General features: G+C 55.3%; 25 protein-coding genes. 16 read left to right on the top strand and 9 right to left on the bottom strand.

The genetic code is table 11. From position 1 onward, the window contains the following. Nucleotides 1-50 precede the first annotated feature (50 nt). Together AC13CN_RS16455 and AC13CN_RS16450 are read left to right on the top strand one after the other, a co-directional pair. On the top strand, nucleotides 51-1223 hold the full coding sequence (locus AC13CN_RS16455) for an alcohol dehydrogenase catalytic domain-containing protein (RefSeq protein WP_228219322.1): 1173 nt from the start codon (nucleotides 51-53) through the stop codon (nucleotides 1221-1223). A gap of 11 nt (nucleotides 1224-1234) precedes the next feature. Further along, nucleotides 1235-2284, top strand: a complete 1050-nt coding sequence (locus tag AC13CN_RS16450) for a proline racemase family protein (protein WP_062360178.1) — start codon at nucleotides 1235-1237, stop codon at nucleotides 2282-2284. 13 nt (nucleotides 2285-2297) lie between these two features. On the opposite strand, the gene AC13CN_RS16445 is transcribed toward AC13CN_RS16450, so the two are convergent. Together AC13CN_RS16445 and arfB are read right to left on the bottom strand one after the other, a co-directional pair. Further along, the gene (locus AC13CN_RS16445) at nucleotides 2298-2510 is read right to left on the bottom strand and encodes a DUF1289 domain-containing protein (RefSeq protein WP_054641552.1); all 213 of its coding nucleotides are present in this window, start codon (nucleotides 2508-2510) and stop codon (nucleotides 2298-2300) included. 48 nt (nucleotides 2511-2558) lie between these two features. After that, nucleotides 2559-2975: an alternative ribosome rescue aminoacyl-tRNA hydrolase ArfB gene (gene arfB, locus AC13CN_RS16440; protein ID WP_062360180.1), complete on the bottom strand. Its 417-nt coding sequence runs from the start codon at nucleotides 2973-2975 to the stop codon at nucleotides 2559-2561. Between the two features lie 109 nt (nucleotides 2976-3084). Between arfB and AC13CN_RS16435 the strand changes: the two genes are divergently transcribed. From AC13CN_RS16435 to AC13CN_RS16410, 6 genes are all read left to right on the top strand, one after another. Then, a complete protein-coding gene (locus tag AC13CN_RS16435; protein ID WP_089675146.1) occupies nucleotides 3085-3696 on the top strand; it encodes a flavin reductase family protein in 612 nt (203 codons plus the stop codon). Nucleotides 3697-3797: 101 nt separating this feature from the next. Next, nucleotides 3798-4955 (top strand): ABC transporter substrate-binding protein, encoded by a 1158-nt coding sequence (locus AC13CN_RS16430; protein ID WP_062360184.1) that lies wholly within the window; start codon nucleotides 3798-3800, stop codon nucleotides 4953-4955. A gap of 51 nt (nucleotides 4956-5006) precedes the next feature. Further along, nucleotides 5007-7118, top strand: a complete 2112-nt coding sequence (locus tag AC13CN_RS16425; RefSeq protein ID WP_054641545.1) for a methyl-accepting chemotaxis protein — start codon at nucleotides 5007-5009, stop codon at nucleotides 7116-7118. Between the two features lie 130 nt (nucleotides 7119-7248). After that, nucleotides 7249-7875 carry an SDR family oxidoreductase gene (locus tag AC13CN_RS16420; RefSeq protein WP_054645268.1) on the top strand — a complete coding sequence of 209 codons (627 nt, stop codon included), beginning with the start codon at nucleotides 7249-7251 and terminating at the stop codon, nucleotides 7873-7875. A gap of 185 nt (nucleotides 7876-8060) precedes the next feature. Then, a complete protein-coding gene (locus AC13CN_RS16415; RefSeq protein ID WP_054645225.1) occupies nucleotides 8061-8630 on the top strand; it encodes a DJ-1/PfpI family protein in 570 nt (189 codons plus the stop codon). Between the two features lie 92 nt (nucleotides 8631-8722). Further along, the gene (locus AC13CN_RS16410) at nucleotides 8723-9115 is read left to right on the top strand and encodes a ribbon-helix-helix domain-containing protein (protein ID WP_054641477.1); all 393 of its coding nucleotides are present in this window, start codon (nucleotides 8723-8725) and stop codon (nucleotides 9113-9115) included. Nucleotides 9116-9131: 16 nt separating this feature from the next. Here AC13CN_RS16410 and AC13CN_RS16405 read toward each other — a convergent pair whose 3' ends face one another. Next, the gene (locus AC13CN_RS16405; protein ID WP_062360186.1) at nucleotides 9132-9896 is read right to left on the bottom strand and encodes a DUF1499 domain-containing protein; all 765 of its coding nucleotides are present in this window, start codon (nucleotides 9894-9896) and stop codon (nucleotides 9132-9134) included. Between the two features lie 121 nt (nucleotides 9897-10017). On the opposite strand from AC13CN_RS16405, the gene AC13CN_RS16400 reads away from it, so the two are divergent. Then, nucleotides 10018-10368 carry a hypothetical protein gene (locus AC13CN_RS16400; protein ID WP_062360188.1) on the top strand — a complete coding sequence of 117 codons (351 nt, stop codon included), beginning with the start codon at nucleotides 10018-10020 and terminating at the stop codon, nucleotides 10366-10368. A 21-nt stretch (nucleotides 10369-10389) separates the two neighbouring features. On the opposite strand, the gene AC13CN_RS16395 is transcribed toward AC13CN_RS16400, so the two are convergent. Then, nucleotides 10390-10602 (bottom strand): DUF3820 family protein, encoded by a 213-nt coding sequence (locus tag AC13CN_RS16395; RefSeq protein WP_054641478.1) that lies wholly within the window; start codon nucleotides 10600-10602, stop codon nucleotides 10390-10392. A 188-nt stretch (nucleotides 10603-10790) separates the two neighbouring features. On the opposite strand from AC13CN_RS16395, the gene AC13CN_RS16390 reads away from it, so the two are divergent. Further along, the gene (locus AC13CN_RS16390) at nucleotides 10791-11015 is read left to right on the top strand and encodes a helix-turn-helix domain-containing protein (protein ID WP_062372615.1); all 225 of its coding nucleotides are present in this window, start codon (nucleotides 10791-10793) and stop codon (nucleotides 11013-11015) included. Nucleotides 11016-11062: 47 nt separating this feature from the next. Here the strand turns inward: AC13CN_RS16390 and AC13CN_RS16385 are convergent, their stop codons facing one another. Next, nucleotides 11063-11938 (bottom strand): LysR family transcriptional regulator, encoded by an 876-nt coding sequence (locus AC13CN_RS16385; RefSeq protein WP_172514750.1) that lies wholly within the window; start codon nucleotides 11936-11938, stop codon nucleotides 11063-11065. A 177-nt stretch (nucleotides 11939-12115) separates the two neighbouring features. On the opposite strand from AC13CN_RS16385, the gene AC13CN_RS16380 reads away from it, so the two are divergent. Next, nucleotides 12116-12541, top strand: a complete 426-nt coding sequence (locus tag AC13CN_RS16380; RefSeq protein WP_062360191.1) for a VOC family protein — start codon at nucleotides 12116-12118, stop codon at nucleotides 12539-12541. A gap of 20 nt (nucleotides 12542-12561) precedes the next feature. Here AC13CN_RS16380 and AC13CN_RS16375 read toward each other — a convergent pair whose 3' ends face one another. Then, nucleotides 12562-13455, bottom strand: a complete 894-nt coding sequence (locus tag AC13CN_RS16375; RefSeq protein ID WP_062360193.1) for an AraC family transcriptional regulator — start codon at nucleotides 13453-13455, stop codon at nucleotides 12562-12564. 197 nt (nucleotides 13456-13652) lie between these two features. On the opposite strand from AC13CN_RS16375, the gene AC13CN_RS16370 reads away from it, so the two are divergent. Further along, nucleotides 13653-14714, top strand: a complete 1062-nt coding sequence (locus tag AC13CN_RS16370) for an NAD(P)-dependent alcohol dehydrogenase (protein ID WP_062360195.1) — start codon at nucleotides 13653-13655, stop codon at nucleotides 14712-14714. 170 nt (nucleotides 14715-14884) lie between these two features. Further along, on the top strand, nucleotides 14885-16540 hold the full coding sequence (locus AC13CN_RS16365; RefSeq protein WP_054645226.1) for a methyl-accepting chemotaxis protein: 1656 nt from the start codon (nucleotides 14885-14887) through the stop codon (nucleotides 16538-16540). A gap of 99 nt (nucleotides 16541-16639) precedes the next feature. On the opposite strand, the gene AC13CN_RS16360 is transcribed toward AC13CN_RS16365, so the two are convergent. After that, nucleotides 16640-17407, bottom strand: coding sequence for a class I SAM-dependent methyltransferase (locus tag AC13CN_RS16360; RefSeq protein ID WP_054641479.1), 768 nt, complete (start codon nucleotides 17405-17407; stop codon nucleotides 16640-16642). A gap of 179 nt (nucleotides 17408-17586) precedes the next feature. On the opposite strand from AC13CN_RS16360, the gene AC13CN_RS16355 reads away from it, so the two are divergent. Genes AC13CN_RS16355 through AC13CN_RS16345 form a run of 3 tightly spaced genes read left to right on the top strand, consistent with a single transcriptional unit; the run spans nucleotide 17587 to nucleotide 19938 of the window. Then, nucleotides 17587-18516 carry a formate/nitrite transporter family protein gene (locus AC13CN_RS16355; RefSeq protein WP_054641480.1) on the top strand — a complete coding sequence of 310 codons (930 nt, stop codon included), beginning with the start codon at nucleotides 17587-17589 and terminating at the stop codon, nucleotides 18514-18516. Nucleotides 18517-18554: 38 nt separating this feature from the next. Then, nucleotides 18555-19286: an oxygen-insensitive NADPH nitroreductase gene (nfsA, locus tag AC13CN_RS16350; RefSeq protein ID WP_054641481.1), complete on the top strand. Its 732-nt coding sequence runs from the start codon at nucleotides 18555-18557 to the stop codon at nucleotides 19284-19286. A gap of 10 nt (nucleotides 19287-19296) precedes the next feature. Next, nucleotides 19297-19938, top strand: a complete 642-nt coding sequence (locus tag AC13CN_RS16345; RefSeq protein ID WP_054641482.1) for a hypothetical protein — start codon at nucleotides 19297-19299, stop codon at nucleotides 19936-19938. 3 nt (nucleotides 19939-19941) lie between these two features. Here the strand turns inward: AC13CN_RS16345 and AC13CN_RS16340 are convergent, their stop codons facing one another. Both AC13CN_RS16340 and AC13CN_RS16335 read right to left on the bottom strand, forming a co-directional pair. After that, nucleotides 19942-20712: a PEP-CTERM/exosortase system-associated acyltransferase gene (locus tag AC13CN_RS16340; protein WP_253561320.1), complete on the bottom strand. Its 771-nt coding sequence runs from the start codon at nucleotides 20710-20712 to the stop codon at nucleotides 19942-19944. Nucleotides 20713-20742: 30 nt separating this feature from the next. Then, nucleotides 20743-23601, bottom strand: a complete 2859-nt coding sequence (locus AC13CN_RS16335) for a bifunctional diguanylate cyclase/phosphodiesterase (RefSeq protein ID WP_054641484.1) — start codon at nucleotides 23599-23601, stop codon at nucleotides 20743-20745. Nucleotides 23602-23612 lie beyond the last annotated feature (11 nt).

Genomic DNA, 23612 nt, shown 5'->3' with positions numbered 1-23612 from the left:
GCCCGGCGTTTGTTATTGTCGCGGCATATGCACTGAATAAGGAGCCCCCCATGGCCCATACGGATAACAACGCGGCGATACCTGCCACGATGTCAGCGATGCTCTTAACCGGCCACGGTGATGTGGACGTGCTGCAGTACCGCCAAGATGTACCTACGCCACAGCCAGGCCCGGGGCAGGTGCTGGTGCAGGTCACGGCCACAGCGAAAAACAACACCGACCGCAAAGCACGCGAAGGGCTATACCCCACCAAAGGGAAAGAGGACGTCACCTCGTTTGCCATGGGCGGCTCCCCGACGCTGACGTTCCCCCGCATACAGGGGGCCGACGTGGCTGGGCGGATCGTCGCCGTGGGGGAGGGCGTCGACGCCCAGCGCATTGGCGAGCGCGGCCTGCTGGATTTCAATCTTTACGCCGATGAGCGTCGCGACATCAACCTGACGCCGGACTACTACGGCCACGGTGCCGATGGCGGCTACGCCGAGTACGTGGCGGTGCCTGCCGACCAGTTCCACCATGTGGCTAACCCTGAGCTGCACGATGCGGAGCTGGCCGCCATGGGCATGTGCTCTTATCAAACGGCCTACCACATGATGACTGCCGCCAACGTTCAGGCGGGAGAGCGCGTTCTCGTCAGTGGTGCCAGCGGAGGGGTCGGCACGGCATTGATTCAGCTCTGTCGTATCGTCGGCGCGATTCCCTACGCCGTCAGTCAGCTTGATAAAGCCGATGCGCTTATTTCGCTCGGCGCAGAAGCGGTGATTGATCGTGGTGACTTACCGACGTTTGTCGAGCGTGTGTTGGCAGAAACCAAGGGGCAAGCCATAGATGCCGTGATGGATCTCGTTGGCGGCGAGATGACCGACCTGTTTATCGACACCATGATTGGCGATATGCATAGCCGCGCTACGTATCCTCGGCTTTCCATTGCCGGTGCTAGCGGCGGCAACCTTAGCGAGATTATGTGGACCCGAGTCTACCTGTATCAGGTGCAGATTTTCGGTGTTTCCCACGGCACTCGCGAGGAGGCAGAGCAACTAGTCGCCTGGATTCGTAGCGGTGAGTTGAAGCCGGTGCTGCACGGCGCGTTCAAACTCTCGGAATTACATCAGGCCGAGCGCTACTTTGTGAACCGGGGCAGCAACTACCTGGGGAAAATCGTTATTGTCCCCGATGCTCAGTGGGACACCCACGGTGCACCGTTTGCCATTACCACTGCCTAGGAGCCGGGTGAGTGAAAAACCTTCATACGATTCAATTGTTGGACACACATGCCGGGGGCGATGTGAGCCGCATCGTCACTGGCGGTATTGATACGTTGCCCGGTGCCACGGTTCGCCAGCAGATGGAGTATCTGCGTGACGACGCTGATGGGTTGCGCCGTTTGCTACTAGAAGAACCCTACGGCATTCCCGAAATGTCGGTGGATCTATTGGTGCCCGCCACCGACCCAGAAGCCGTTGCCGGGTACATCATCATGGAAGTGATGGGTTACCCAATTTACTCGGGCTCGAACACGCTGTGTACGGCGACGGCCGTGCTCGAGACCGGTATCGTGCCCAAGCAGGAGGGGATTCAGCGCTTCAAGCTGGAAGCCCCGGCGGGTTTGGTGCAAATCGAAGCGCGGGTGCATAACGGCGTGGTGGAATCCGTTACCTGTGAAGGCTTGCCCAGCTATATCGACACCTACCGCGACACCATCCAAGTCCCGGGGATCGGTGAAGTCACTTACTCGGTCGCTTACAGCGGCGGCTTTTACGCCCTGGTCGATGCTGAGTCGCTGGGCTTCAAACTGGTACGTGATGAAGAGCAGGCGCTGGCGGCTTGCGCTCACAAAATCGTCGAGGCGATTCAGGCGCAGCGCGGCTTCTCTCACTATACCTTGGGGGATGTGGGGCCGCTGCCGTTTTTGCACTTCATGGGGCCAGAAGAGTCGGTGGCGGAAGGCTATATCCGCTCTCGCTCCACGACGTATGTTCACCCTGGCGTGATTTGTCGCAGCACGACGGGCACCGGTACGTCGGCACGGCTGGCATTGATGAATTACGAAGGGCGGTTAAAGCTGGGCGACAAGTTAGAAACGATATCGCTGCGGGAGACAGGCTTCATCGGTACCTTTACCGGTACGCATCAAGAAGGCGCTTACCAAGTAGTAGAAAACACCATTACCGGACGCAGCTACGTGCTGGCGGAGTCTAATATTGTCATCAACTGCGATGACCCGATGGTGGCCTGTGGTGAGCTTCACCATATCTTGAGCGATCGCCACGACGAAGAGCGTTAAGCGAAACAGCCGTTCAGCCTGTGGTGGCATCTCTTGCCGCGTTTTGCTGCTCAACATAGCCTGCTTGTTCAATGCGTTCCCACACCGGGGCCTTCTCGGCCTCGGTCATACTTCCCCAGCAGGCGATTTCATCCAACGTGCGCCCGCAGCCCTGGCACATCTGAGTGCTAGGCTCTATTTGGCAGACATGAATGCAGGGCGATAGCGGACGAGGAGACGTGGGCATTTGGGTCACTGTGTTAGGCATGGAAGAAGATTTTGGGCGGGATAACCCCTAGCCCACCGGCACTTTACCACGCAGTGACTTAATTTTTCCTTTGCGGGTTTTATGGTCTACCCGGCGACGCTGTGAGCCCTTCGTGGGTTTTGTAGGGCGGCGCGTTTTAGGCTGTTTGGCTACGCTCTTGATCAGCGCCTGCAGGCGGTTCAAGGCATCCTCTTTATTCAACTCCAAGGTGCGGTAGCTCTGGGCTTTAATAATCACCACGCCCTCTTTGCTGATGCGCTGGTCGGAGAGTGCCATCAGGCGCTCTTTATAAACCGGCGGCAGCGTTGAACGCTGAATATCGAAACGCAAATGCACCGCTGAGGCAACTTTATTGACATTTTGGCCGCCAGCGCCCTGGGCGCGAATTTGGCTAATATCAATTTCCCAGTCCGCCACGCTGACGCTATTGGAAATAGTGAGCATTCAGTTCCTTGGTATCCCAGTGAGTCTATAAAGGCTAACATACTTGACAGTGGTTAGGCTGCGGCTGCCTATTAAGGAGAACTCTCTCGTTATGTGATAAGGAGCGCCCATGGAAGCCCTGCTAGAACAATCTCCGCTGAGTGCTGGAACCCTCTACCGGCTGCTGTCAGGTAGCGTCTGTCCCCGGCCTATTGCCTGGGTGGCAACACAAGACAAGCGTGGCAACGCCAATTTAGCGCCGTTCTCGTTTTTTAACGTAGCCAGCATCGACCCGCCCATCCTGGCTTTTTCACCCCTGCTGGATGGTAGCGCGCAGCCCAAGGACACGCTTCGCAACTTAGACGACCTCGAAGAGTGTGTTGTGCACGTGGGTACCGAAGGATTGATTGAAGCGCTCAATACCACCAGCGCCAGCCTGCCCAGAGAGGAAGACGAGTTCACCCTGGCAGGGCTTGAAAAGGCCACCATGCAAGGCATCCGGGTGCCCCGTATTGCCGCAGCCCCCGTCGCGTTTGGTTGCAAACTGGTGGATGTGATTCGCTTTGGTGATCGACCGTTGGCCGGTAGCCTTGTGTTGGTACAAATCGTGGCGATATACATCGACGATGAATTATGGGATGGCCGCCACGTTAATATGGAGGCACTCCAACCGATTGGCCGCTTGGCGGGCAGCGACTATGTGCGCATTACCGACCGCTTTGCTATTGAGCGGCCTGCGTAACCGACGACACGTTTTATTACATTCTGTTTAAGGCTAGTTAAGCTTAAGTCGTATATTCTTCCGCCGATAATAGGAAAAAGTAACACGTGTGGGAGAAATCAATGCGGCGAATCAAAACATGGCTATTGGCTGCTGGATTATTGGCCGCGCCATTGGCCCAAGCAGAGCTTGAAGTAGGCATGGTAGCTCCTGCCAGTGGCGGTGCAGCACCCTTAGGTATGGGTATGCAGCAAGGAGTGGAAGCCTACTTTGCAAAGCTGAATGCTGAAGGTGGCATCAATGGCCAAACCCTTAGCCTAACAACCTTTGATGACCAATATTCGCCGCTGCAGGCTGCCAAATACACCCGTGAACTCGTGGGTAATGACAGCCTGCTTGCCGCGATTGGAAATGTCGGGACGCCCACTGCTGCGGTCACGATCCCTATTTATAATCAGGAAAAGACGCTGTTGTTTGGTGCGTTTACCGGGGCTGGTATTCTGCGCCGCTCCCCGCCTGACCGCTATGTGATCAATTACCGGGCAAGCTACGTTCAAGAAACGGCCGCGATGATTGATGGCTTACTGGAAGCAGGTATTGAACCTGACGAGATCGCTTTTTTTACCCAGAACGATAGCTTCGGTGATGCGGGCTATAACGGCGCCATTCGTGCGTTGAATGCTCAAGGCATTTCGAATACTGAGCAATTGGTGCATGGCCGTTTCTCACGCGGTACTCGTAATGTTCACCAGGGCTTAGCCAGTATTTTACAAGCGCCGGTAACGCCACGGGCCGTGATTATTGTCGGTACATTTGGCCCAGCCGCCGACTTTATTCGTGAAGCGCGGCAAGACTTGCCGGATGCACTTTTTCTGAATGTTTCGTTTGTGGGTAGCCAAGCACTGTTAGATACGCTTGGCCCACAGGCGGAAGGCGTTATTGTGACGCAAGTGGTCCCCCCTCTAGATGCGGACCTACCTGCGGTAGAAGAGTATCGCCAAGCGATGGCAGAATACGCGCCGAACGCCACGCTCGACTTTATCTCTCTGGAAGGGTATCTGGCCGCGAAGCTTTTTGCCGAGGGCGTTGAAGCCGCGGGCAGCGATCCTGATCGAGAAGCTGTCGTGGATGGCCTGCTAAGCCTTGGCAGTCTTGATATTGGCGTCGGTGAGCCACTCACTTTAGGGCCGAACGACCATCAGGCAAGTGATGCCGTATGGCCAACGATTATCCGAAACGGCCGATTCGAGCCGGTGGATTGGTCCCGTATAGCGCAGTAACTGCTTGTTTATTTTTAGTTAGCTTTACCTCTGACACAGCGAATACCCCTGATGAAAAAAACCATAAGTATCCGCGCTATGCTCATTAGCCTCTTTGCTGCCGCCGTACTGGGCAGCATTGTGCTCGCGGGCACCGGTTGGATGACCAACCAGCGGCTGATCAACGTTCAGCATTTTCTGACCGATGACGTACTGCCGCTTCAAGATGCGAGCCGCAGCATGGTGCTCACCATGGGCGCATTCGGCCAACGTCATGCCGACCTGCTGGCCGCCGAAAATAGCCAGGCGCTGGAAGAGGTGACTCCGCGCAGCGAGCTGGACACGCGCTACGACCAGGCACGCACTGGGCTTGCACGTATCGAGCAAACCGATGCCGCCGAACAGCTCGCCGCGCTGGATAGTGAGTATGAGTTGCTGCTGGAAGGCGACGAAGCCCTTGAAAACGTGCGCCGCGACGCGTTGAGCTTACAGGCACAAATGGCCGAGCAAATCGCTCAGATGCAAGCGGGCATTACGAACGTGATGCGCAGTGCAGAGGATATTGCTGGCCGTACAGCACTGGCCCAAGTGCGAGAGGAGCGTCGCCAGCGAGAGCTAATGGAGGCTTGGCGTGAAGAGGGGACCACCACGTTACCCACTCAAATTTTAGATAACATGTTCACCGCTCGGGTGGATATTGGCCGCCTGAGTGGCAATGCCCGCATGGCGGTTGCCACGCTGTCTGATTTAGGGCGGCAAATGATGCAAGTGGATAGCATTGATGCGTTGGTGAATCTGCGCAGCAATGAGATTTCTCAGCAAGTGTCGCTGGCCCGCCAGTCCCTGGCAGCGATTGCTGATGCCTCCAGCACCACAGTCGAGCAGCGTGCACTGATTAGCGAACTCGATGCGGTGATTGTCGAACTCAACGGCATCATGGTGGAAGACGCCGACTCGGTTTATGCGCTGCGCCAGCAGCAGTTGGACCTCGGTGCCCAAGTGCAGGCCGCACTGGCCAACGTAGCCACTGCGATGAGCCAGATGCGTGCTGCGCTAGGTGATATTGAAGCTTATACCGTTGCCCAGGCAAGCAGCGCCAGTGAGGAAGCCCAAACCTTGGCTAATGCTGGCCGAACGCTGCTGTTGTTGGTCACGGCGGGCGTCATCGGGGTGCTGGCGATCTTTGGCTGGCGGACATTGGTGCGCGTACTCGGCCCGCTGGTGGCAATGCGCCGTCAGATGGAGAACATCAGCGGCGCTGCTGGTGAGAATGCTGACTTATCCATGCGCTTAGCCCTGCAGCGTAACGATGAGGTAGGTCAAGCGGCTCAGGCGTTTAACCGCATGATGGATACATTTGAAGGCATGGTGTCGCAAATTCGTGAAAGCGCTGAAGCCATTGCCGCCAGCAGCCGTGAAATTGCCGCAGGTAATGAAAACCTCTCTCAGCGTACCGATCAGCAAGCCGCCTCGCTAGCAGAGACGGCCTCCAGCCTGGAGCAGATTACCTCTACGGTAAAACAGACCGCTGACTACGCCGACCAAGCTAAAGGTGCCAGCGGTAGTGTGGATGAGCGAGCGCGTTCAGCGGGCGATGTTGCCAAGCGCACCACTGCTGCCATGAGCGATATTCGACAGGCGAGCGAAAAGATTACCTCTATTATCAAAGCCATTGACGATATCGCCTTCCAAACCAACCTATTGGCATTGAATGCCTCAGTAGAAGCGGCGCGAGCGGGCGAGCAGGGCCGTGGTTTTGCCGTGGTTGCTCAGGAAGTGCGCAAACTAGCGGGTCGCAGTGCGGAGGAGGCAGCGCAAATTCGTCATTTAGTAGACGACAGCGTTAAAAAAGTGAGCGAAGGTGAGCAGTTGGTGAACGCCTCCAGCCATCACTTGCAGGATATTATCGATAGCCTTTCCGAAGTGACTCGTTACGTGACGGAAATTGCCGGAGCGACCAAAGAGCAGTCGGCGGGTATCGAGCAGATTAACCAAGCGATCTCACAGTTGGATCAGGTCACGCATCAGAATGCGCGCTTGGTACAAGAAGCCTCTACCGCTAGCCAGACCTTGGACGATCGCGCAGGTGATATGCACACGCTGGTTAGCCGCTTCCACGTGAGTGATGGTCCTCAGCATCAAGCAGCGCTGCCTGCGAAGCAGGATACCGCTCGTTTGACCTGATCAACAGCATTGCCCTTGACTGATAGTTAGCAGCGAACACCGTAAGGTGCTCGCTGTTTTGTATTCAGCAGTTGAACTTTAGGCGCACAGCATGCACTGATAAAGGAGTATTAAGAGACAAGGAGGCAATATGACGACGCTAGTGATTGGTGCCAATGGTCAAATTGGCAAGCAGTTTTGCGAATTAGCCAAGCAGTCTGGCACGCCTATTAGAGCCATGATTCGCAGTGAAGAGCAGGCCGCTTGGTTCCAGGAGCGTGATATTCAAACCGTGCTGGGCGATTTAGAGGGGGAGTTTGAACACGCCTTCGAGGGCTGTGATCAGGTCGTCTTTACGGCTGGTTCTGGCCCCCATACCGGTCCTGACAAAACGCTAATGATTGACCTATTTGGGGCCATTCGTACGGCGGACATTGCCAGCCAGCGTGGGCTATCTCGCTACATTATGGTCAGTGCGATGCGCGCTGAGCAGCCTTTAGAAGCGCCAGAGAAAATGCGCCCCTATATGGCGGCCAAATTTGCGGCGGATGCTCATCTTCGTCATAGCGATGTCTCCTATGTGATTCTAAAACCAGGCCGCCTCACCGATGATGCGCCGACCCATAAGTTTGCCAGTACCGTCGAAGAAGCGGGGGATAACCAAATCTCTCGGGCCAACGTGGCCTATGCATTGCTACGTGTGGTGCAAACCCCTGGCCTCATCAATCAAGAAGTCACGCTGCTTGATGGCCAGCGGCCTATCGACGCGTTGCTCTAGTGCTCGTTATTTAAGTACTAAGTAGCCAAAAGCCCGCTGGTTCTCAGCGGGCTTTTTTGTACTGAGTGAAATGACCTCGCGGTGTAGTAAGGGCGTACTACCCGCCTAAGTGCGGCGCTTGCTAGTCTCAATAAACACGTCTATTGCGTGTACTCCACCTCGACACAATCACAAGGAGAACGGAGATGAGCAGCAAACGTATTTTAATGATCACCGGTGATTTCACCGAAGATTACGAAACCATGGTGCCCTTTCAGGCGCTGATGGCGGTGGGGCACCACGTTGATGCGGTATGCCCCGGTAAAGCCTCAGGCGATACAGTTGCCACCGCGATCCACGATTTCGAAGGCGACCAGACCTATAGCGAGAAACCCGGGCACCGTTTTGCGCTAAATGCAGATTTCGCCAGCATCAACCCGGCCGATTACGATGCCCTGGTCGTGCCTGGTGGCCGTGCGCCTGAGTACCTGCGCCTCAATCAAGAAGTGCTCGCCATGGTGAAGCACTTTTTTGATACCCAAAAACCGGTGGCGGCGATTTGCCATGGCGCCCAGCTACTGGCCGCGGCCAAGGTGCTAGAGGGCAAACAGTGCTCGGCTTATCCCGCATGCCAGCCGGAAGTCGAGCTCGCTGGCGGGCAGTTCGCCAACTTGGAAGTCACCGATGCTGTCACGGATGGCAATCTTGTGACTGCACCCGCATGGCCCGCCCATCCAGCTTGGCTGGCGCAGTTTATGGCGCTATTGAACAAGTAAAGCGAAAGAGCGCGCCCACAGGTTGGGCGCGCATGACACCAACCGCTATGCTGAACGCATGCAATGGTGGCGAGTAAGCGCAAGGGGGCGTTGTGTGCAAACTGTTTATTGATGCTGACCCAGAGCTGTGGCGAAGCGCTACACATTCGCTGCGCATCGACGGGATGGTAACCAGCGTACGGATGGAGAACTACTTCTGGCAACTGCTAGAAGAAATCGCCCAGCGCGATGGTATGAATACCGCCCAAATGATCACCCGGCTTTACCATGAGTCGATTGATGCCGGGCACGACTTGGGAAATTTCACGTCGTTTTTGCGCGTATGCGCATTGCGCTACCAAGCCCTACAGCTCAGCGGCGATATACCGCCAAGCGTGACAGTGCCCATCGGCGAGCTGGATGCGCAGAAAATTCTTTCCCGTGAAAACACGCTGCGTGATATCACTTTGAGTGAGCGCGCCCTGCATAAAAAACATGTCCACTAGTCTCGGTATGTGGCGGTTACTCCAGCCGCTTGCGCAGCGCGTTTAAAAAGGACTCGATACGCAGCGCGTTGGTGCCCACATCGCTGGCACCGAGCCGTGATGCGGAACGCATATCTACCTGGGTGCTTTCGCCCTGTTCGGTTAGGCGGATCACCACGTCATCCTCAAAGCCAAACCAGCGGGTCACGGCGGTGGCTTCCAAACGGTTTTGGGTAATCTCAGCAATCTCCCAGCCCGCCGCTTCGACTTCTGCTTGAGCGGCGGCGAGTACGGTGGTGGCAGGAGCCTCTACGACCAGCGGTTGAACGTTCGGGTAGGCTGCCCGTTGCTGTTCGGCGGTGTCATCGCCTGGATAATCTAACCCGTTGGGTGCCGCTTCGCGCTCCTCGCGTAGCGCAACAAACGCTGGTGGGTTTTGGGTATCGGTGGTGATGTCATGAATCACCGGGGCCTGCTGGGCGCGCTGCCACTGTTGCCAAGGCATATAGAGCAGGGCGGCAGTGGCGATCAATACCGTTATGGCGACAAAGGCGATCCCACCGCGTTTAGTGATTGCGCTGATGAGTAGCACTAATACGCTAAGCGCCACCGCTGCCGTGGCGGCATAAACGCCGTTACGCAGAAGGTTGAAAGCTTCGCCTAACCCTATCCATTCCCAACGATAGGCCGGGCCAGCCGCCGCCATTAATAGTGCCGCTGCCACTAACGCCAGCACACTGAACCACGCCAGCACCTTAGGCCAGCGGCTTTTAGGGCGTTGCTGGTTGAGTCTATCGGCCATATTTCCCCCTTGCGTTTTTATGACTACCGTTTGAAATAACATGTACAGGCCACAGCATAGCCAGCGATATGGTAGCGTGGCTATCTTTCCGGCCCGATACCCGAACGCAAGAGTCACTCCAATGAGCCATCCCCATGCCACTTCGCCCTTAGCGGCTCCCATACGCGCACTGTTAACGCAGGCCCCGGCCAGCGCGCTGCCCATGACTTATCAGCAGGTTGCTAACACATTAGGGCTGACGCCACCGCGCACTATTGCACGTGTGGCCCAAGCGCTTGAACAGTTAATGGAAGAGGATGTAGCCGCCGGGCGGCCAATGATCGCCGCGCTGGTTATCAGCCGTCGAGGAGAGGATTTACCGGCCAACGGCTTTTTTGAAAAAGCCGTTGCACTAGGCCGGTTTCCAAGTGCCCCAGCGCAGCATAGCGCCCGCTACGCTGAAGAGCGCGAGCAGGCGCTGCGTGCCCGCTAGTAGGCGCGTGACTCACTTTTGCTAGCGCTGGCGCAGTGGTGTTAACAGGTCGCTTAAACCGTTATGGTCAATTTCGTGCATCAGTTGCAGCAGTTGACCAATCTCCCCGTTGGGAAAGCCTTCCCGGGCAAACCAGTTCAGGTAGGGGCCCGGCAAATCAGCAATAATCCAGCCTTCATATTTGCCAAAGGGCATCTTTCGCGTCACCAAGGTCTCCAAATCTTCTGGTTTCATGCGTTAATTCCTTTCATTCTCATTTAAGATTTCTTTTATGTTCCCGTCATCGTGGTCTTTGTTAGACTTTCGTCGAATTTTTTTACCAAGCAGCGCGTAAAGCATCGCCCAGTTGGGCGGGGATACAAGCGCGCACCGCGTAGCGGTGCCGGATTGATTTCGCCTCACTACCCTGATGTTTATACAGCATGACAAAGCGTGCCTACAAAGAACGGTTCTACCCCACCTCCGAACAGGCTGAGCTGCTGAACGACGTGCGTGCCTACACGGCAGAAACGCTACAGTTGGATGAGCCTATGAATCTGCCTGCCGATAGCGTTGAGCAGAGCGATGTTCAAGACGAAGCAGAGGCCAATGAACAGCCTAAAGAAGCGTCCAGCACCACGGAAGAAGAGAGCACCACCGAGGCGTAAGCCATGCGTGTGATGTGCTTTCCAACGCCAGCCACCGGGCTGGCGTTTTAGTGTGTAGCGGTAGCTACTTGCGTCAGCAGGGCGGCCAGTGCCAGAGCCGGTTCACTTAGCTGGCCGCTGGCGCGGTGAACGATGCCGATATCGCGATGGAAGGTGTGCTCTTTCAAATCGATGGCGCGCACTCCGGCAGGCCAGCGCCGGATGGCGCTTGGCTGCGGCACCAGCGCCACCCCCACGCCGTTGGTCACCAGCTGCACGATCGCTTCTAGTTCGTCTACCTCACACACGTCCCGCACTTGGCAGTGGTTATCTCTTAAAAATCGATCAACCTGACGGCCGCCAAACGATGCGCGGTCATAGCGCACAAACGGCTGGCTGGAGAGTAGCTCTCGCCAATCATCACTGGCCATTTGCCGGGGCACCAGTAACCGAAACGGCTCATGGGCAAGGGGCTGCCAGCGTAGGTCGCTGTGCAGCGAAAAAGGCGGCCGAATGATCACCGCCATATCCAGCTCCCCCGCATCTACCTGATTCATTAGCGCAAGCGAAAGCCCCGGCACTACCCGGGTGCGGCACTCGGAAAACTGGCGGTGAAAGCGCGCCAATACGTTTGGCAAAAGCGAGCGCTGAATGGAAGCAATCGCCCCTAAGGTGACGCGAGTAGCGACCTCCTGCCCGGCGGATGACGCCCCCAAGGTGCCGTACAACGCTAGCAGTGCCTGCGCCTGCTGCAGCGTCTCTTGCCCGCGCTGGGTAAGTACTGCCGCACGGCCGCTGCGTTCAAACAGGGCCACACCCAGTTCCGCTTCCAAACGCTTCATCTGTGCGCTGACGGCGGCTTGCGTTAGGCCAATGCGCTGGCCTGCGGCGGCAAAGGTGCCGTGCTGAGCCACGGCGATGAGCGTTTTAAGTTCGCGAATCATGGTCGATGGGTCTTTCAATTCATCAATAAAAATTGTCAATGCATAAAAAAACAATTGATTTTATTTTTGCATAACGCCTTTTAGGATAGTGACACGGTGGTAGCGCAACGCGCTAGCCATTCACAAATACATTTCCAACGACATTCCTCAACAACAGCAACACACCAGGAGATTTCCATGAGCCTTTCCCCTTTCCACTTAGCGATTCCGGTGTACGACGTTGCCTTGGCGCGTACTTTCTACAATGACGTGTTTGGTCTGGAAGAGGGCCGCTCCAGCGACCATTGGGTAGACTTCAACTTCTTCGGCCATCAGTTGGTGATTCATGAGCACCCCAAAACGCCCGGCCAGGAGAGCGCCCACACCAACCCAGTGGATGGTCACAACGTGCCGGTACCGCACTTCGGGGTAATTCTTGAGTGGGATGAGTGGGAAGCCCTGGCCGCGCGTCTAAAAGAGCGCGATACCGATTTTATCATTGAGCCTTACATCCGCTTTAAAGGCGAAGTGGGCGAGCAAGCGACTATGTTCCTGCTCGACCCTTGTGGTAATGCGCTAGAGTTCAAAGCCTTCCAAGATAAGAGTCAGATTTTCGCCAAATAAGCTTGGCTCGCCAGGAGCCATCAGGCGCGCAGCGCCTGCTCCTGGCGGCGATGCTGCAGCGGTGACTCGCCAAAGTAGCGCTTATAGTCCCGGCTGAACTGCGGCACGCTGCGGTAGCCAACCGCCAGCGCCGCTTGATTCACATTGTGACTATCTTGCAACAGCAACTGCTGCGCTTTAATTAAGCGCAGCCGTTTTAGGTACTGGGCAGGAGAGGCACGGGTAATCTGCTTAAAATGCTGGTGAAAGGTCGAGACGCTCATATTGGCCTGCTGCGCCAACTGTTCCACAGAGAAGTCTTCCGCAAAGTGGGTGTGCAGTTGAGAGAGCACCTGCACAATGCGTGAGTAGCTGCCGTGGCCCTTCACGAGCGCCCTCATGGCAGGGCCTTGCTCGCCTTTCAGCGCTTCAAACACCACATCACGTATCCTTGCATCCCCCATCGTACTGCACTCTACGTCATCATGCAGCGTGCGCGCCAAGCGCAGGACAGCTGCTTGCATGCCGTCATTCATCGCCACCGAGGCCATCGGCATGGGCGCTGTTTGCGGCTGGTGTATATCCCCCATGGCGGTGACCATCTCGCTAAGCAGCGCAGGGTCGAACTTGACGGAAACGCCGAGAAGCGGTGCCTCTGGCGAGCCGTGCGTTTCACACTCAAAGGGCAGCGGCAGTGTTTGCACCAGATAGTGCCCCGGATTGTAGTGAATCTCGCGGTCGCCCAGGTAACCCACTTTGCGCCCTTGGGCGATGATGATGAGGCTTGGCTCGTACATGAGCGGCGTACGCACCTGGTGTCTGCCCAGGCAGAGTAGGCTGACGCGCTCCAGGCGAGAAGCGCTTGGGCCATCGCTTTTTACAAGCGGGATAATCAGGTCGGCAAGGGCATTGCCGGCATGCGCGGTACTGGCCACTGGGTTCTCCTTACGCGAGGTGAATCTTATCGGTTACGAGAATTATGACGTTTTTCTGACGATTTTTGTTATTTTATTGCACGTGAATAGAGAAATAAGCAAAAAAAACGTAGCTTCGTTCATCGCTATCTCCCGCTAAGCAGCCAATAATAGATACACCTTTCCGCACCTGCGGGATGCATTAAAAAGGAGTTTTCATGAGCCAAGCAAAATCTTACGCCGCGTTTTCCGCTGATAAGCCGCTCGCGCCGTTTACCTTTGATCGTCGTGAGCCGCGCCCTGACGATGTTGCCATTGAAATCCTTTACTGCGGCGTATGCCACAGCGACCTGCACTTTGCTCGCAACGACTGGGGCATGAGCCAGTACCCTGTTGTGCCGGGCCACGAAATTGTTGGCCGTGTCACTGCCGTGGGCAGCGACGTGAGCCGTTTTAAAGCTGGTGATTTAGTCGGTGTTGGCTGCATGGTCGACTCTTGCCGCACCTGCTCCGCCTGTAAAGATGGCGTAGAGCAGTACTGCCTGGAAGGTTTCACCATGACCTACGGCAGCCCGGACCGCCAAGACGGTACCCTAACCCAGGGCGGCTACTCTGATTCCATCGTGGTCAGCGAGCACTTTGTCCTGCAAATGCCCGATGGTATCGACCTGGCATCCGCCGCGCCGATCCTGTGTGCCGGTATCACCACCTACTCGCCGCTGAAGCATCACGGCGTGGGTAAAGGCCATAAAGTGGGCATTATTGGTATGGGCGGCTTAGGCCACATGGGCGTCAAACTGGCCAAAGCGCTGGGTGCCGAAGTGACCGTGTTCACCCGTTCTGAAGCCAAGGTAGAAGAAGCCAAGCGTAACGGTGCTGACCATGTAGTGGTCTCAAGTGATCAGGCGCAGATGGATGCCGTCGCTGAAACCTTCGATTTCATGCTCGACACCGTTCCGGTTCAGCATGATTTGAACCCCTACCTGACATCGCTGAAGTACGATGGCACGCACATTCTGGTCGGGCTGCTGGAGCCTATCGAACCGGCCATCGAAGCGTTCAATCTCGTGTTCAAGCGTCGCGTAGTGGCGGGTTCTTTGATCGGCGGTATTGCTGAAACTGAAGAGCTGCTCAAGCTGTGCGCCGAACAGAACATCACCTGCGATATTGAAATGCTCGATATCAACAAGATTAACGAAGGTTTTGAGCGCATGGAAAAAGGCGACGTGCGCTACCGCTTCGTGATCGATATGGCGACACTGAAAAACACCGCTGCGTAATGAGTGCAGTTGTGGCAAAACCCACCGCTTGATAGCGGTGGGTTTTTGTTTTGTCGTTATGTGAAATTTATTGGTATACAAAGGTCGTAATAGCGCCGTATTTCCCTTCATCTTGCTTTACCCTCGTAGAAGGTGGGACAAAAACTTATAAAGCAGAAGGGAACAAGGCGATGAAACAACTCTCCATAAAATGGAGCCTGACGGCTGCCTTAGCACTGCTCGTGGTGATGATCGGGTTGATCAGTGCACTGGGTTTTTACACCAACACCACCAGCGACCGTGCACTCAGCGAAATTAATAATATTAACGTGCGGCTGGCCAACCTGGCTAACCGTACCCAGGTAAATGCGCTAAGGGCGCAAACTTTCCTCGACCGTTCGGCCAGTTTTAGCACCCAGGGTAATCCTGATAAAGGACAGGAGAGCTTGGCCATGGCGGCAGAAGCCGTGACGGCAGCGCAAACCCGCTTTGAAGAGTTTTCAGCGATTCCCGTTACCCCTGAAAGTGAGTTGGAAGCGCGGCGTGATAACGTGGTGACGGCGTACCATGCCTTTGTGACAGAGGGCATCGTACCGCTACTGGAAGCAGCGCCATTTCAAATTCAGCGTCGGCAAGAGGCGCTTGGTGAACTGGGGGCCAACTTAGATGCCGCGATGGGCGAATTTGTGGCCTATACCGAAGCCCGTGGTCAGCAGGTGATGCATGAGGTAGAGCGCTTGGCGGCCATTGGCGGTGCTGTGGCCATTGGCTTATTGCTGTTCTCATTGCTGGCGGCAGTCGTTATTCGGATCGCTATGATGCGCGGCGTGGTGACCCCGCTTCGTCAGGCGTTAGGGCACTTTGACAACATTGCCAATGGTGACTTAACCGGGCGTATTGAAGATCGTGGCCGGAATGAAATTGGCCAACTCTTTATCGGACTGTCATCCATGCAGGAGAAGTTGAGAACGCTGGTGATGTCGCTACGCAGCAGTAGTGAACATGTTTACAGCGGGGCGAGCGATATTTCTTCCGGAAGCCAAGATCTTTCTTCTCGCACAGAGCAGCAGGCCTCGGCGCTGCAGCAGACCGCCTCTAGCATGGAAGAAATGGCAACTACCGTGGGTAAAAATGCCGAAATAGCCCAGGAGGCTGATCACCTCTCGGTAGCGGCTTCCCAGTCTGCAGAGGCCAGCGGTGAAGAGGTGGAACGAACCGTGAAGCTGATGCGTGAGATTGCCGCCAGTGCCGATCAAGTCAACGACATTATTGGGGTGATTGATTCGATTGCTTTCCAGACGAATATTCTAGCGCTCAATGCCTCGGTGGAAGCAGCACGTGCAGGCGAGCAAGGGCGTGGGTTTGCGGTGGTGGCTAGCGAAGTACGCTCACTAGCCACCCGCAGTGCGGAGTCGGCCAAAGAAATTCGTGGGCTTATTGAGCAAACCACCACCCAAATCAATAGCGGTGCCACCCAAGCCGAGCGAAGTGGTGCAACGCTGAGCCAAACCGTCGATGCCATTCGTCAGGTCACCACGCTAATGGGCGAAATCTCCACCGCCACCCGAGAACAGAATAGCGGGATTGAGCAGATTAATGCCGCGCTCACGGAAATGGACTCGGTGACGCAACAGAACGCTGCGCTAGTGCAGCAAACCAGCTCAGCAGCTAACGCGTTGGAAGGGCAGGCGAGCCAACTGGCGACGCTAATGGCCACCTTCCGGTTGGCGGAAGGCAGCGAAAAACCCGTAACGCCGCCTGCGTTAGAGGGGCAGCAGCGTCGCCCGGCGGATAAACCCGCTGCGCCGCAAACGGTGAATAGCAGCGACGACTGGGATGAGTTTTAACCCTGAGAGGCCATCTCTATAACGCACAAACACTTAGGGCGGCTATTTAGCCGCCCTAAGTGTTTATAACGAGCTCATGGTAGCGGTGTGGCTATGGGCTTAAGCGTGGGCAACCACGCGGATGCGCACATAATCCGCTGTCCAGTTACCTTGGCCATCGCTCAGACTGTGGGCCAATAGATTCAGCGTGTTATCAAAAATAGCGTCTTTCAGGTCATCTTCCAGCCCATGGAAGAAGGGGCTGGCAAACGTCTCGAGCCAGCTCGCCATGCCGTTAGGCAGCGGCGTTGGGCGGGGGATGAGTTCAATGCTGTCCACACGGAAACCAACCGTTTGCAGCAGGTTGCCATACTCCTTGGTGGTCGGAAAATACCAAGGATGGCGGCCTTTAGAGCTAATTCCCCGAAATTGCAGCGAGGCAATGAGCGCAGTGCATATAGCAGCCACGTTGCCATGGCCGCCAAATTCGGCCACAAAACGCCCGCCGGGTTTCAGGGCGCGCTTTACTCCCGCCAGTACCGCTTGGGGGTCCAGCATCCAGTGCAGTGCTGCATTGCTAAATACCGCATCGAACTCGTGGTCAAAGGGCAACTGATGACCGTCAATCACACGCGCCGTTACGCCGCGTTTTTGAGTGGCGGCCACCATATCCGCAGAGGCGTCAATGCCCATTACATCGGCACCAAGCTGCATAATGCGCTCGGTTAATGCGCCGTCGCCGCAGCCTAGATCCAAAATGCGTTGCCCTGGCTGGGGCGACAGCAGTTTGACGACATCAAGGCCAAGATCAGAAACAAAGCTGGCGTGTTCCGCGTACCGGTCGGCGTTCCATGCCTGACCCGACGCGGGGTGAGAGGCGTTTGACATATCGGCTTCCTAGCATCGTTATTGGGCTCAGTGGGTTATTAGCAGTATAGCGAGCGTTCACTTTCACGCGTGCAACATCACGTAAAAATTCTTTAACCACCGTACGTTAACCACGGTGAGTGTCTACCCAATCTTAGACAATAGCGTTACGCTGCAAAATTACCGGAGAGAGAGCCACCATGAATCAAGACCATCAAGCAGACGACAATTTTGAAGGAGGCGATCAGCAGAGCGAGGTGCTCTCACAGCGTGAGTCGGCACCTCAGAACGCAGACCCCCAAAAAGAGGAGCGTGAAGCCAAACTGCCTTCCAGAGCGGCTGTAGTGCATCAACATTTACGCTTAGAGGGGCAAAAAGAGCTTTCCCGCGACGCCATGGCACTCCTGTGGTCGGCCATTGCGGCAGGGATTTCAATGAGTTTCTCTATGGTGGCGAGAGGGGTGCTACATGCTCATTTGCCACAAACAGATATTGGCTTTTTGGTGGAGTGTTTGGGCTACACCGTTGGGTTTATTGCCGTCATTTTAGCCCGCCAGCAGCTATTTACCGAAAATACGGTCACCGCCGTTCTCCCTGTGATGAGCCACCCAACGCTACCGAATCTGGGCGCGCTAGGCAGGTTATGGGGTGTGGTGTTGGTGGGTAACCTGATGGGCGCAGCGCTCTCCTCCTTCACCTTTTTACATATGCCGATGTTTGACGAGGCTACACACCAGGCATTTATTGCCCTAGGTGAGCACATGATGGCGAACACGCCCATGGAAATGTTCTCCAAGGGGATTCTCGCTGGCTGGATGATTGCGACGCTGGTGTGGCTGATTCCCGCTGCCGATCAGGCCAAAGTATGGATCATTATTATCGTCACCTATGTCATGGCCATCGGTGAGTTTACCCACATCATCGTTGGTACCAGTGAAGCGCTGTATCTGGTGTTCGATGGTCATATTTCTTGGTACGACGCGGTGGTGGGCTTTGCGCTGCCTACGCTGGCCGGTAACGTGATTGGCGGTACGTTTATTTTTGCGCTGATTAGTCATGCGCAGATTCGTGGCGACGTCGAGGCCCAGCGAGAGTGTAAGCAGGGCCTGTTTTATCGTCGCAAACGCTAAACCGCTTCTTATAGAAAAGCACTGAGAAGGAAATTGTTATGAATGATGTTATCAAGCTGCTGAATTCTCACCGTTCGATTCGTAAGTTCACTGATCAAGAGATCCCCCGTGGCCTGCTGCTGGAGCTGATTCAAGCAGGGCAGGCCGCTGCCACGTCTAGCCACGTGCAGGCGTACACGGTGATTCATGTGAAAAACCCGGATAACCGTGAAGCCATCGCCGAGCTGGCTGGTGGACAAGGCTATGTTGCTAGCAGCGCGGCATTCCTAGTGTTCTGTGCCGACATGAAACGCCCAACAGAAGCTTCCGCCCGCACAGGCGCAAACGTTGAGCGCGGCATGACCGAACAACTGCTGGTCGCCACGGTGGATACAGCGCTGATGGCGCAAAACGTAGCCGTGGCGGCTGAGTCAGAAGGTTTAGGTATTTGCTACATCGGCGGCATTCGTAACAACCCCGAGGCGGTGAGCGAACTGCTGCGCCTGCCTGCTCATGTTTACCCAGTATTTGGCATGTGCCTGGGTTACCCCGCTCATCAGCCGGAGGTGAAGCCGCGCCTGCCCGTTGAAGCGATTCTTAAAGAGGACTACTACACTGATGATAGTGACCATGTGGCCGCCTTTGATGACACCATGCAGGCGTACTATCAATCTCGTAGTAGCGGCAATAAAAATAGTGATTGGTCGCACAACCTAACCCCACTGTTTGATAGCAAGCTGCGCCCCCATATGCGTGATTTCTTGGTGAAACGCGGCTTTACCATGAAATAAGGAGTCCCTTATGTCTCTACAGCGTGCCTACGTTCTATTGGCTGGGCTTTATAGCCTGCTACCTGTCATGGGTATTGTGGCCGTATTTTCCGGCGGAGGAACGCCACTCGCCATGGTGCACCTGTTCTTTGGTGTCTTGGGGGTGGTGGGGCTGTGGGGATATATTTTGAATCGCAGTGTGATGAATCAGCGTATGTGGCGGCCATTGGCCGCCGTATTTGTGGTAGGCAGCGTGATTCAGCTTTTCATCATGCTGACGATGCCCGTCTCTGGTGTGGTGCTGACTTGGATGCTCACCAGCAGTATCTTTGCCATGCTCCTGGCGATACTGCTCTATCACTACGGCAACCGCGACCAGCCACTTTGGGCGACAGAAGACGAACGGGCGGCTGCACAGCGGTTATCAGCAATACTAGAGCAGCAGCCAACGGTCACGGCAGTTCACCGTGAGTCTGGGCATGAAAACAGTGTCAACGTGGCGAAAGTGGGCAGTGAGTATCAGGCAACCGTCACGCGGCGTTACGAAAGCAAGCAGGAAACCTTTGAGCGTCGCTTCAGGCACCCTGAAACGCTGATATTTTTTGTCGAGAAATTTGCCAGCGTGACTCCCCAGGATTTTCTCGCGTCTAGGTCGGCAACGACGGCCCGTTAGGGGTCAGGAAGAGTGAGCTGTCAGCGGTAGCTGAGAGGCAAGCTGGCGTTTGATGGATTGATACAGCGGGAGGAGTTTTATTGGCAGGTTCGTCTCTGCCACTCGCTGGTCAATATAGTAGGGTGCCCGGCTACCGCAATAATTGATCACGCCACCTACCTGATGAAAATGCAGCCCCGATGCTTTTAATAAACGGCTGAAGCGTGGTTCTAGCATCGCAAATACATGGTAGCGCTGGCTAAGACCTACTATCGCCGTGGCAGCAAGAAACAGGCTAAGACTCAATAATGCGGGGCTCTCTTTGATGCTGTCATAAGGGCTTTGAATGTCGGGACTTTGACTGTCTTTATGCCTTTTTCGAGCGGTTGGATGAACGGCTAACCGGGACACCTCGCACACCGTGCTGGCGGGAAAGTAGTGAGGGTGAGTGTCGGAAATAAACAAGTGGGGCTGGTAGTAATCTTCTAGCGGTAAGCCGCGCTCATTTTGCTCTGCTAAGGGATCAATTAAGACGACTCTGACGCAGCCAACATCAATGCCTGTCGCTTTATGATGAAGCAAGCACAAAAGTGAATGCTGGTCGTGCTCATCATGTTCAATATTCAGCGCGTTCGTATTGCCTATATCGTAGTTAAGTTCTTCGATAAACACCGCGTGGCGCAGGGCAAATGCTCGGTGTTTTTCGTCGGCTGTTTGGGCAAGAATTAACAAAAAGTGGTCGTTAAAAAAGGCTGGGCTAAACGTGGTATCGGCGAGTGTCTCTGGAGTAGTCATGGGCGGAGTTATCGTTGTTATCACCATGGTTCATTCTTCCAGTAACTGTGTGAGAGGTTGGGGCTTTCCTAAATAGAATCCTTGGCCGTAGGTGAGGCCGTACTCTTGCAGAATAGGTATTAAAGCTTCCTGATCGACAAATTCCGCAATGGTTTGTTTGCCGAACCCCTTCGCAATGTCGGCAATGGCTTTCACAATGGTGTGGCTGTCTGGGTTGACCAACAAACTGCGAATAAACGACCCATCAATCTTGATGTAATCCACCGGCAGTTGGCCCAAATAGTGGAAGCTGCTAAACCCAATGCCAAAGTCATCCAGTGCTGTGCGGCAGCCTAAATCGCGCACTGTTTGCAGCACGTTACGAGCGGTCGAAAAATCAGTAATGGCGGCGGTTTCAGTGACTTCGAGAATTAAATGATGCGGGTCGGCACCGCTGCTCCGCAGCTCATCGGTTAAATACTGTTTAAGCTCCAAGTCGTGAAGCGACTGGCCCGAGAGATTCACTGCAAGCGATATGCCACGAGCTTGGAGGGTGCTGAGTGCTAGCAGGCTGTGTCGAATCACCCACCGGTCTATCAGCACCACTAAACCGCTCTGTTCGGCAATGGGAATAAAGTGCTGTGGCGCAATCAGACTACCGTCTGAATGACGAATCCGTAGCAGCACTTCGTAGTGCTTAATATCCTGATCTTCAAATCGTACAATCGGTTGTACCATTAGCTCAAAGCTGTTGTTATCCAGCGCTTGATGTAATTGCTCTACCCAATAAACCCGGTCTTGCAGCTCGTCCTTTGCATTCTCCGCTTGAGAAAGCAAATACCAACGCTGATGGGTGCTCTCTTTCGCTTTGTACATCGCCATATCGGCACTGGCGAGCAGGTCGGCTGGTGTTCGACCATGGATGGGGAAGAGCACAATACCCATGCTGGCGGATATATGATGCTTTCTACCCGCAGATTGAAAGCCGATCCCGCTCAATAACTGGCTGATATAGCCTGCAATGCTAATGGCCTGTTCGCTGCTGACACCTTCTAATAGTAGGGCAAATTCATCGCCGCCGAGCCTGGCAATAATGCTGCGTTGGCCAAGGTTTAAAAACAGTGTCTCAGCGACTTCGCGAAGCAGGTGGTCGCCCACATGGTGACCACTGAGCTCATTAACCTCTTTAAATTGGTCCAAATCCAGCAGTACGATGGCTCCTTCGCTGTTATGCAGTAGGGCACTTTGCAGCGCATCCTGAAAATAGCGGCGGTTGAACAGCTCGGTCAGCGGGTCGCGCTCAGCGAGCCACGTCAGCCGCTCTTCCGCGGCTTTGCGCTCGGTAATATCCAGCCCCACCGAAATACGCAGTTCACCCTCGCGTAGGCTAGCGGGCAAAACAGAGTGATACCAGGCAACGGTGCAGCAGCGCTTATCTGCTGTTTGGAGGGTTTTCTCTTCTTGTTGAGGCGTGGGCAGTGAAGTGTCGAATTGGACGTCTTTGGCAATATAGCGGCTTGGTACGCCGGTATGGGGCGCTTGGCTGAAGATATCGGAAAAGTATCGACCAATCAGCTCGCTATCTTTCAGCGCCAGCCGCGTGCGCGTGTAGTGGTTCACCCGCTTAATACGCCCTTCACAACTATGCACCACGATAAATACCTGGGCGGTATCCAGCAGGCTATTCACGAAGTCTCTTTCATGGGCCAGCTCGTCAATGCGTTCGGCAAGCTGGCTGCTGTGATCGGTGACGCTGGATTCCAAGTACTCAAGCTGGTTCGTTAGAGCTCGGGTAGCGCTCTCTAAGACATCGATTTCGTTAGACAGCCGAGGTGTACGCTGAGGGAGTTTTTCCCGTACCCGGGTAAAGTCGCCCCTGGCCAATGCGGGTAGCAGCGCGGCGACACGGCGTAGCCTTGCCATGGGGCCAAGAAGAATGGCGAGGAGCAGGAGTTCAGCGGCTAGCCAACCCACAACACCCAGCAGCAATAGCGTATTGGTAGCCTTCTGGATGGCCACGGTTTGCGATGTCACATCGGAGATGAGAAGAAAATAACCGGTGCTGCGCCAATCCGCATCGTCTTGCATGTACACAGCGCTGATCTCTAGATAGCGGCCCGCGTACGGCAGTTCCAACGGCCTGTCGGCCAGTTCAAAAATGGGGGCGGTATTGGATGCACGCTCAAGCAGGGGAAGTGTCGCCTCACGGCTGGTGAGGGCCACTAAATGGCCGTTCCATTCCGATAAACGGCGGCTGGCATCAAGGTTATTAGAGCCGGTATAGCCCGTAACCATTAGAGCAATTTCACTTCGGGATACCTCTTTCGCCTCGCGGGTCACGTCTGCCAGCGAGCGCGACAGCACCACCATACCCATGCTGCGACCCTCCACTAAAATGGGTACCGCCGCATACTGCTGGCAGTTCAAGCCGCAGCGTAGCGTGGTAATGGGGGCTTCACGGGCCAGCACGTCTTCGATCCAACCCTCTACCGGAAGCTCCGTGGCACCTTGAATGCCGCCGGAGTGGCCGAGCAGACGCCCCTGTGGGTCAAACACAAAGACTTCATCCACCCCGGCCTCCAACTGCAAAGACGGCCACTGGGAGCGCAGGGCGTTATCAATCGCGGTGGTGTCGCCAAGGGCTAGGGCATCTCCCAGCGTGGAGACCGATGCGGTTAACCCTGCCAACTGGCGCAGATTATCGGCTGAGCGCTGCATCGCAAGGCGTATTTCGCGCTGCTGGCGTTCATGGTGTGCCATACGGCTATTTTCAAATTGTTGGGTAAGGTGATGGTGCCCAAGCCAGATAAACAGTGCCACCAGTATCAACAACAGCAGGCTACTAAGCGCGGTGACCCGCCAAGCTAAGCTAAACCGATGACGTGCTGGTAATGGTGAAAACCGGTTCATCACGGCAGTTC

It is taken from the genome of Vreelandella sp. L-25, assembly GCF_056857535.1.
The sequence above is the reverse complement of the archived record's forward strand: the minus strand, read 5'-3'. Positions and strand labels throughout refer to the sequence as shown.

Coding starts and splice junctions, on each gene's coding strand:
- AC13CN_RS16445 (WP_054641552.1), bottom strand. CDS start 2,510: ATGCCCACGTCTCCTCGTCCGCTATCGCCCTGCATTCATGTCTGCCAA.
- AC13CN_RS16390 (WP_062372615.1), top strand. CDS start 10,791: ATGACAAAGCGTGCCTACAAAGAACGGTTCTACCCCACCTCCGAACAG.
- AC13CN_RS16415 (WP_054645225.1), top strand. CDS start 8,061: ATGAGCAGCAAACGTATTTTAATGATCACCGGTGATTTCACCGAAGAT.
- AC13CN_RS16385 (WP_172514750.1), bottom strand. CDS start 11,938: ATGATTCGCGAACTTAAAACGCTCATCGCCGTGGCTCAGCACGGCACC.
- AC13CN_RS16360 (WP_054641479.1), bottom strand. CDS start 17,407: ATGTCAAACGCCTCTCACCCCGCGTCGGGTCAGGCATGGAACGCCGAC.
- AC13CN_RS16380 (WP_062360191.1), top strand. CDS start 12,116: ATGAGCCTTTCCCCTTTCCACTTAGCGATTCCGGTGTACGACGTTGCC.
- AC13CN_RS16405 (WP_062360186.1), bottom strand. CDS start 9,896: ATGGCCGATAGACTCAACCAGCAACGCCCTAAAAGCCGCTGGCCTAAG.
- arfB (WP_062360180.1), bottom strand. CDS start 2,975: ATGCTCACTATTTCCAATAGCGTCAGCGTGGCGGACTGGGAAATTGAT.
- nfsA (WP_054641481.1), top strand. CDS start 18,555: ATGAATGATGTTATCAAGCTGCTGAATTCTCACCGTTCGATTCGTAAG.
- AC13CN_RS16455 (WP_228219322.1), top strand. CDS start 51: ATGGCCCATACGGATAACAACGCGGCGATACCTGCCACGATGTCAGCG.
- AC13CN_RS16335 (WP_054641484.1), bottom strand. CDS start 23,601: ATGAACCGGTTTTCACCATTACCAGCACGTCATCGGTTTAGCTTAGCT.
- AC13CN_RS16400 (WP_062360188.1), top strand. CDS start 10,018: ATGAGCCATCCCCATGCCACTTCGCCCTTAGCGGCTCCCATACGCGCA.
- AC13CN_RS16365 (WP_054645226.1), top strand. CDS start 14,885: ATGAAACAACTCTCCATAAAATGGAGCCTGACGGCTGCCTTAGCACTG.
- AC13CN_RS16430 (WP_062360184.1), top strand. CDS start 3,798: ATGCGGCGAATCAAAACATGGCTATTGGCTGCTGGATTATTGGCCGCG.
- AC13CN_RS16340 (WP_253561320.1), bottom strand. CDS start 20,712: ATGACTACTCCAGAGACACTCGCCGATACCACGTTTAGCCCAGCCTTT.
- AC13CN_RS16345 (WP_054641482.1), top strand. CDS start 19,297: ATGTCTCTACAGCGTGCCTACGTTCTATTGGCTGGGCTTTATAGCCTG.
- AC13CN_RS16420 (WP_054645268.1), top strand. CDS start 7,249: ATGACGACGCTAGTGATTGGTGCCAATGGTCAAATTGGCAAGCAGTTT.
- AC13CN_RS16425 (WP_054641545.1), top strand. CDS start 5,007: ATGAAAAAAACCATAAGTATCCGCGCTATGCTCATTAGCCTCTTTGCT.
- AC13CN_RS16355 (WP_054641480.1), top strand. CDS start 17,587: ATGAATCAAGACCATCAAGCAGACGACAATTTTGAAGGAGGCGATCAG.
- AC13CN_RS16370 (WP_062360195.1), top strand. CDS start 13,653: ATGAGCCAAGCAAAATCTTACGCCGCGTTTTCCGCTGATAAGCCGCTC.
- AC13CN_RS16435 (WP_089675146.1), top strand. CDS start 3,085: ATGGAAGCCCTGCTAGAACAATCTCCGCTGAGTGCTGGAACCCTCTAC.
- AC13CN_RS16395 (WP_054641478.1), bottom strand. CDS start 10,602: ATGAAACCAGAAGATTTGGAGACCTTGGTGACGCGAAAGATGCCCTTT.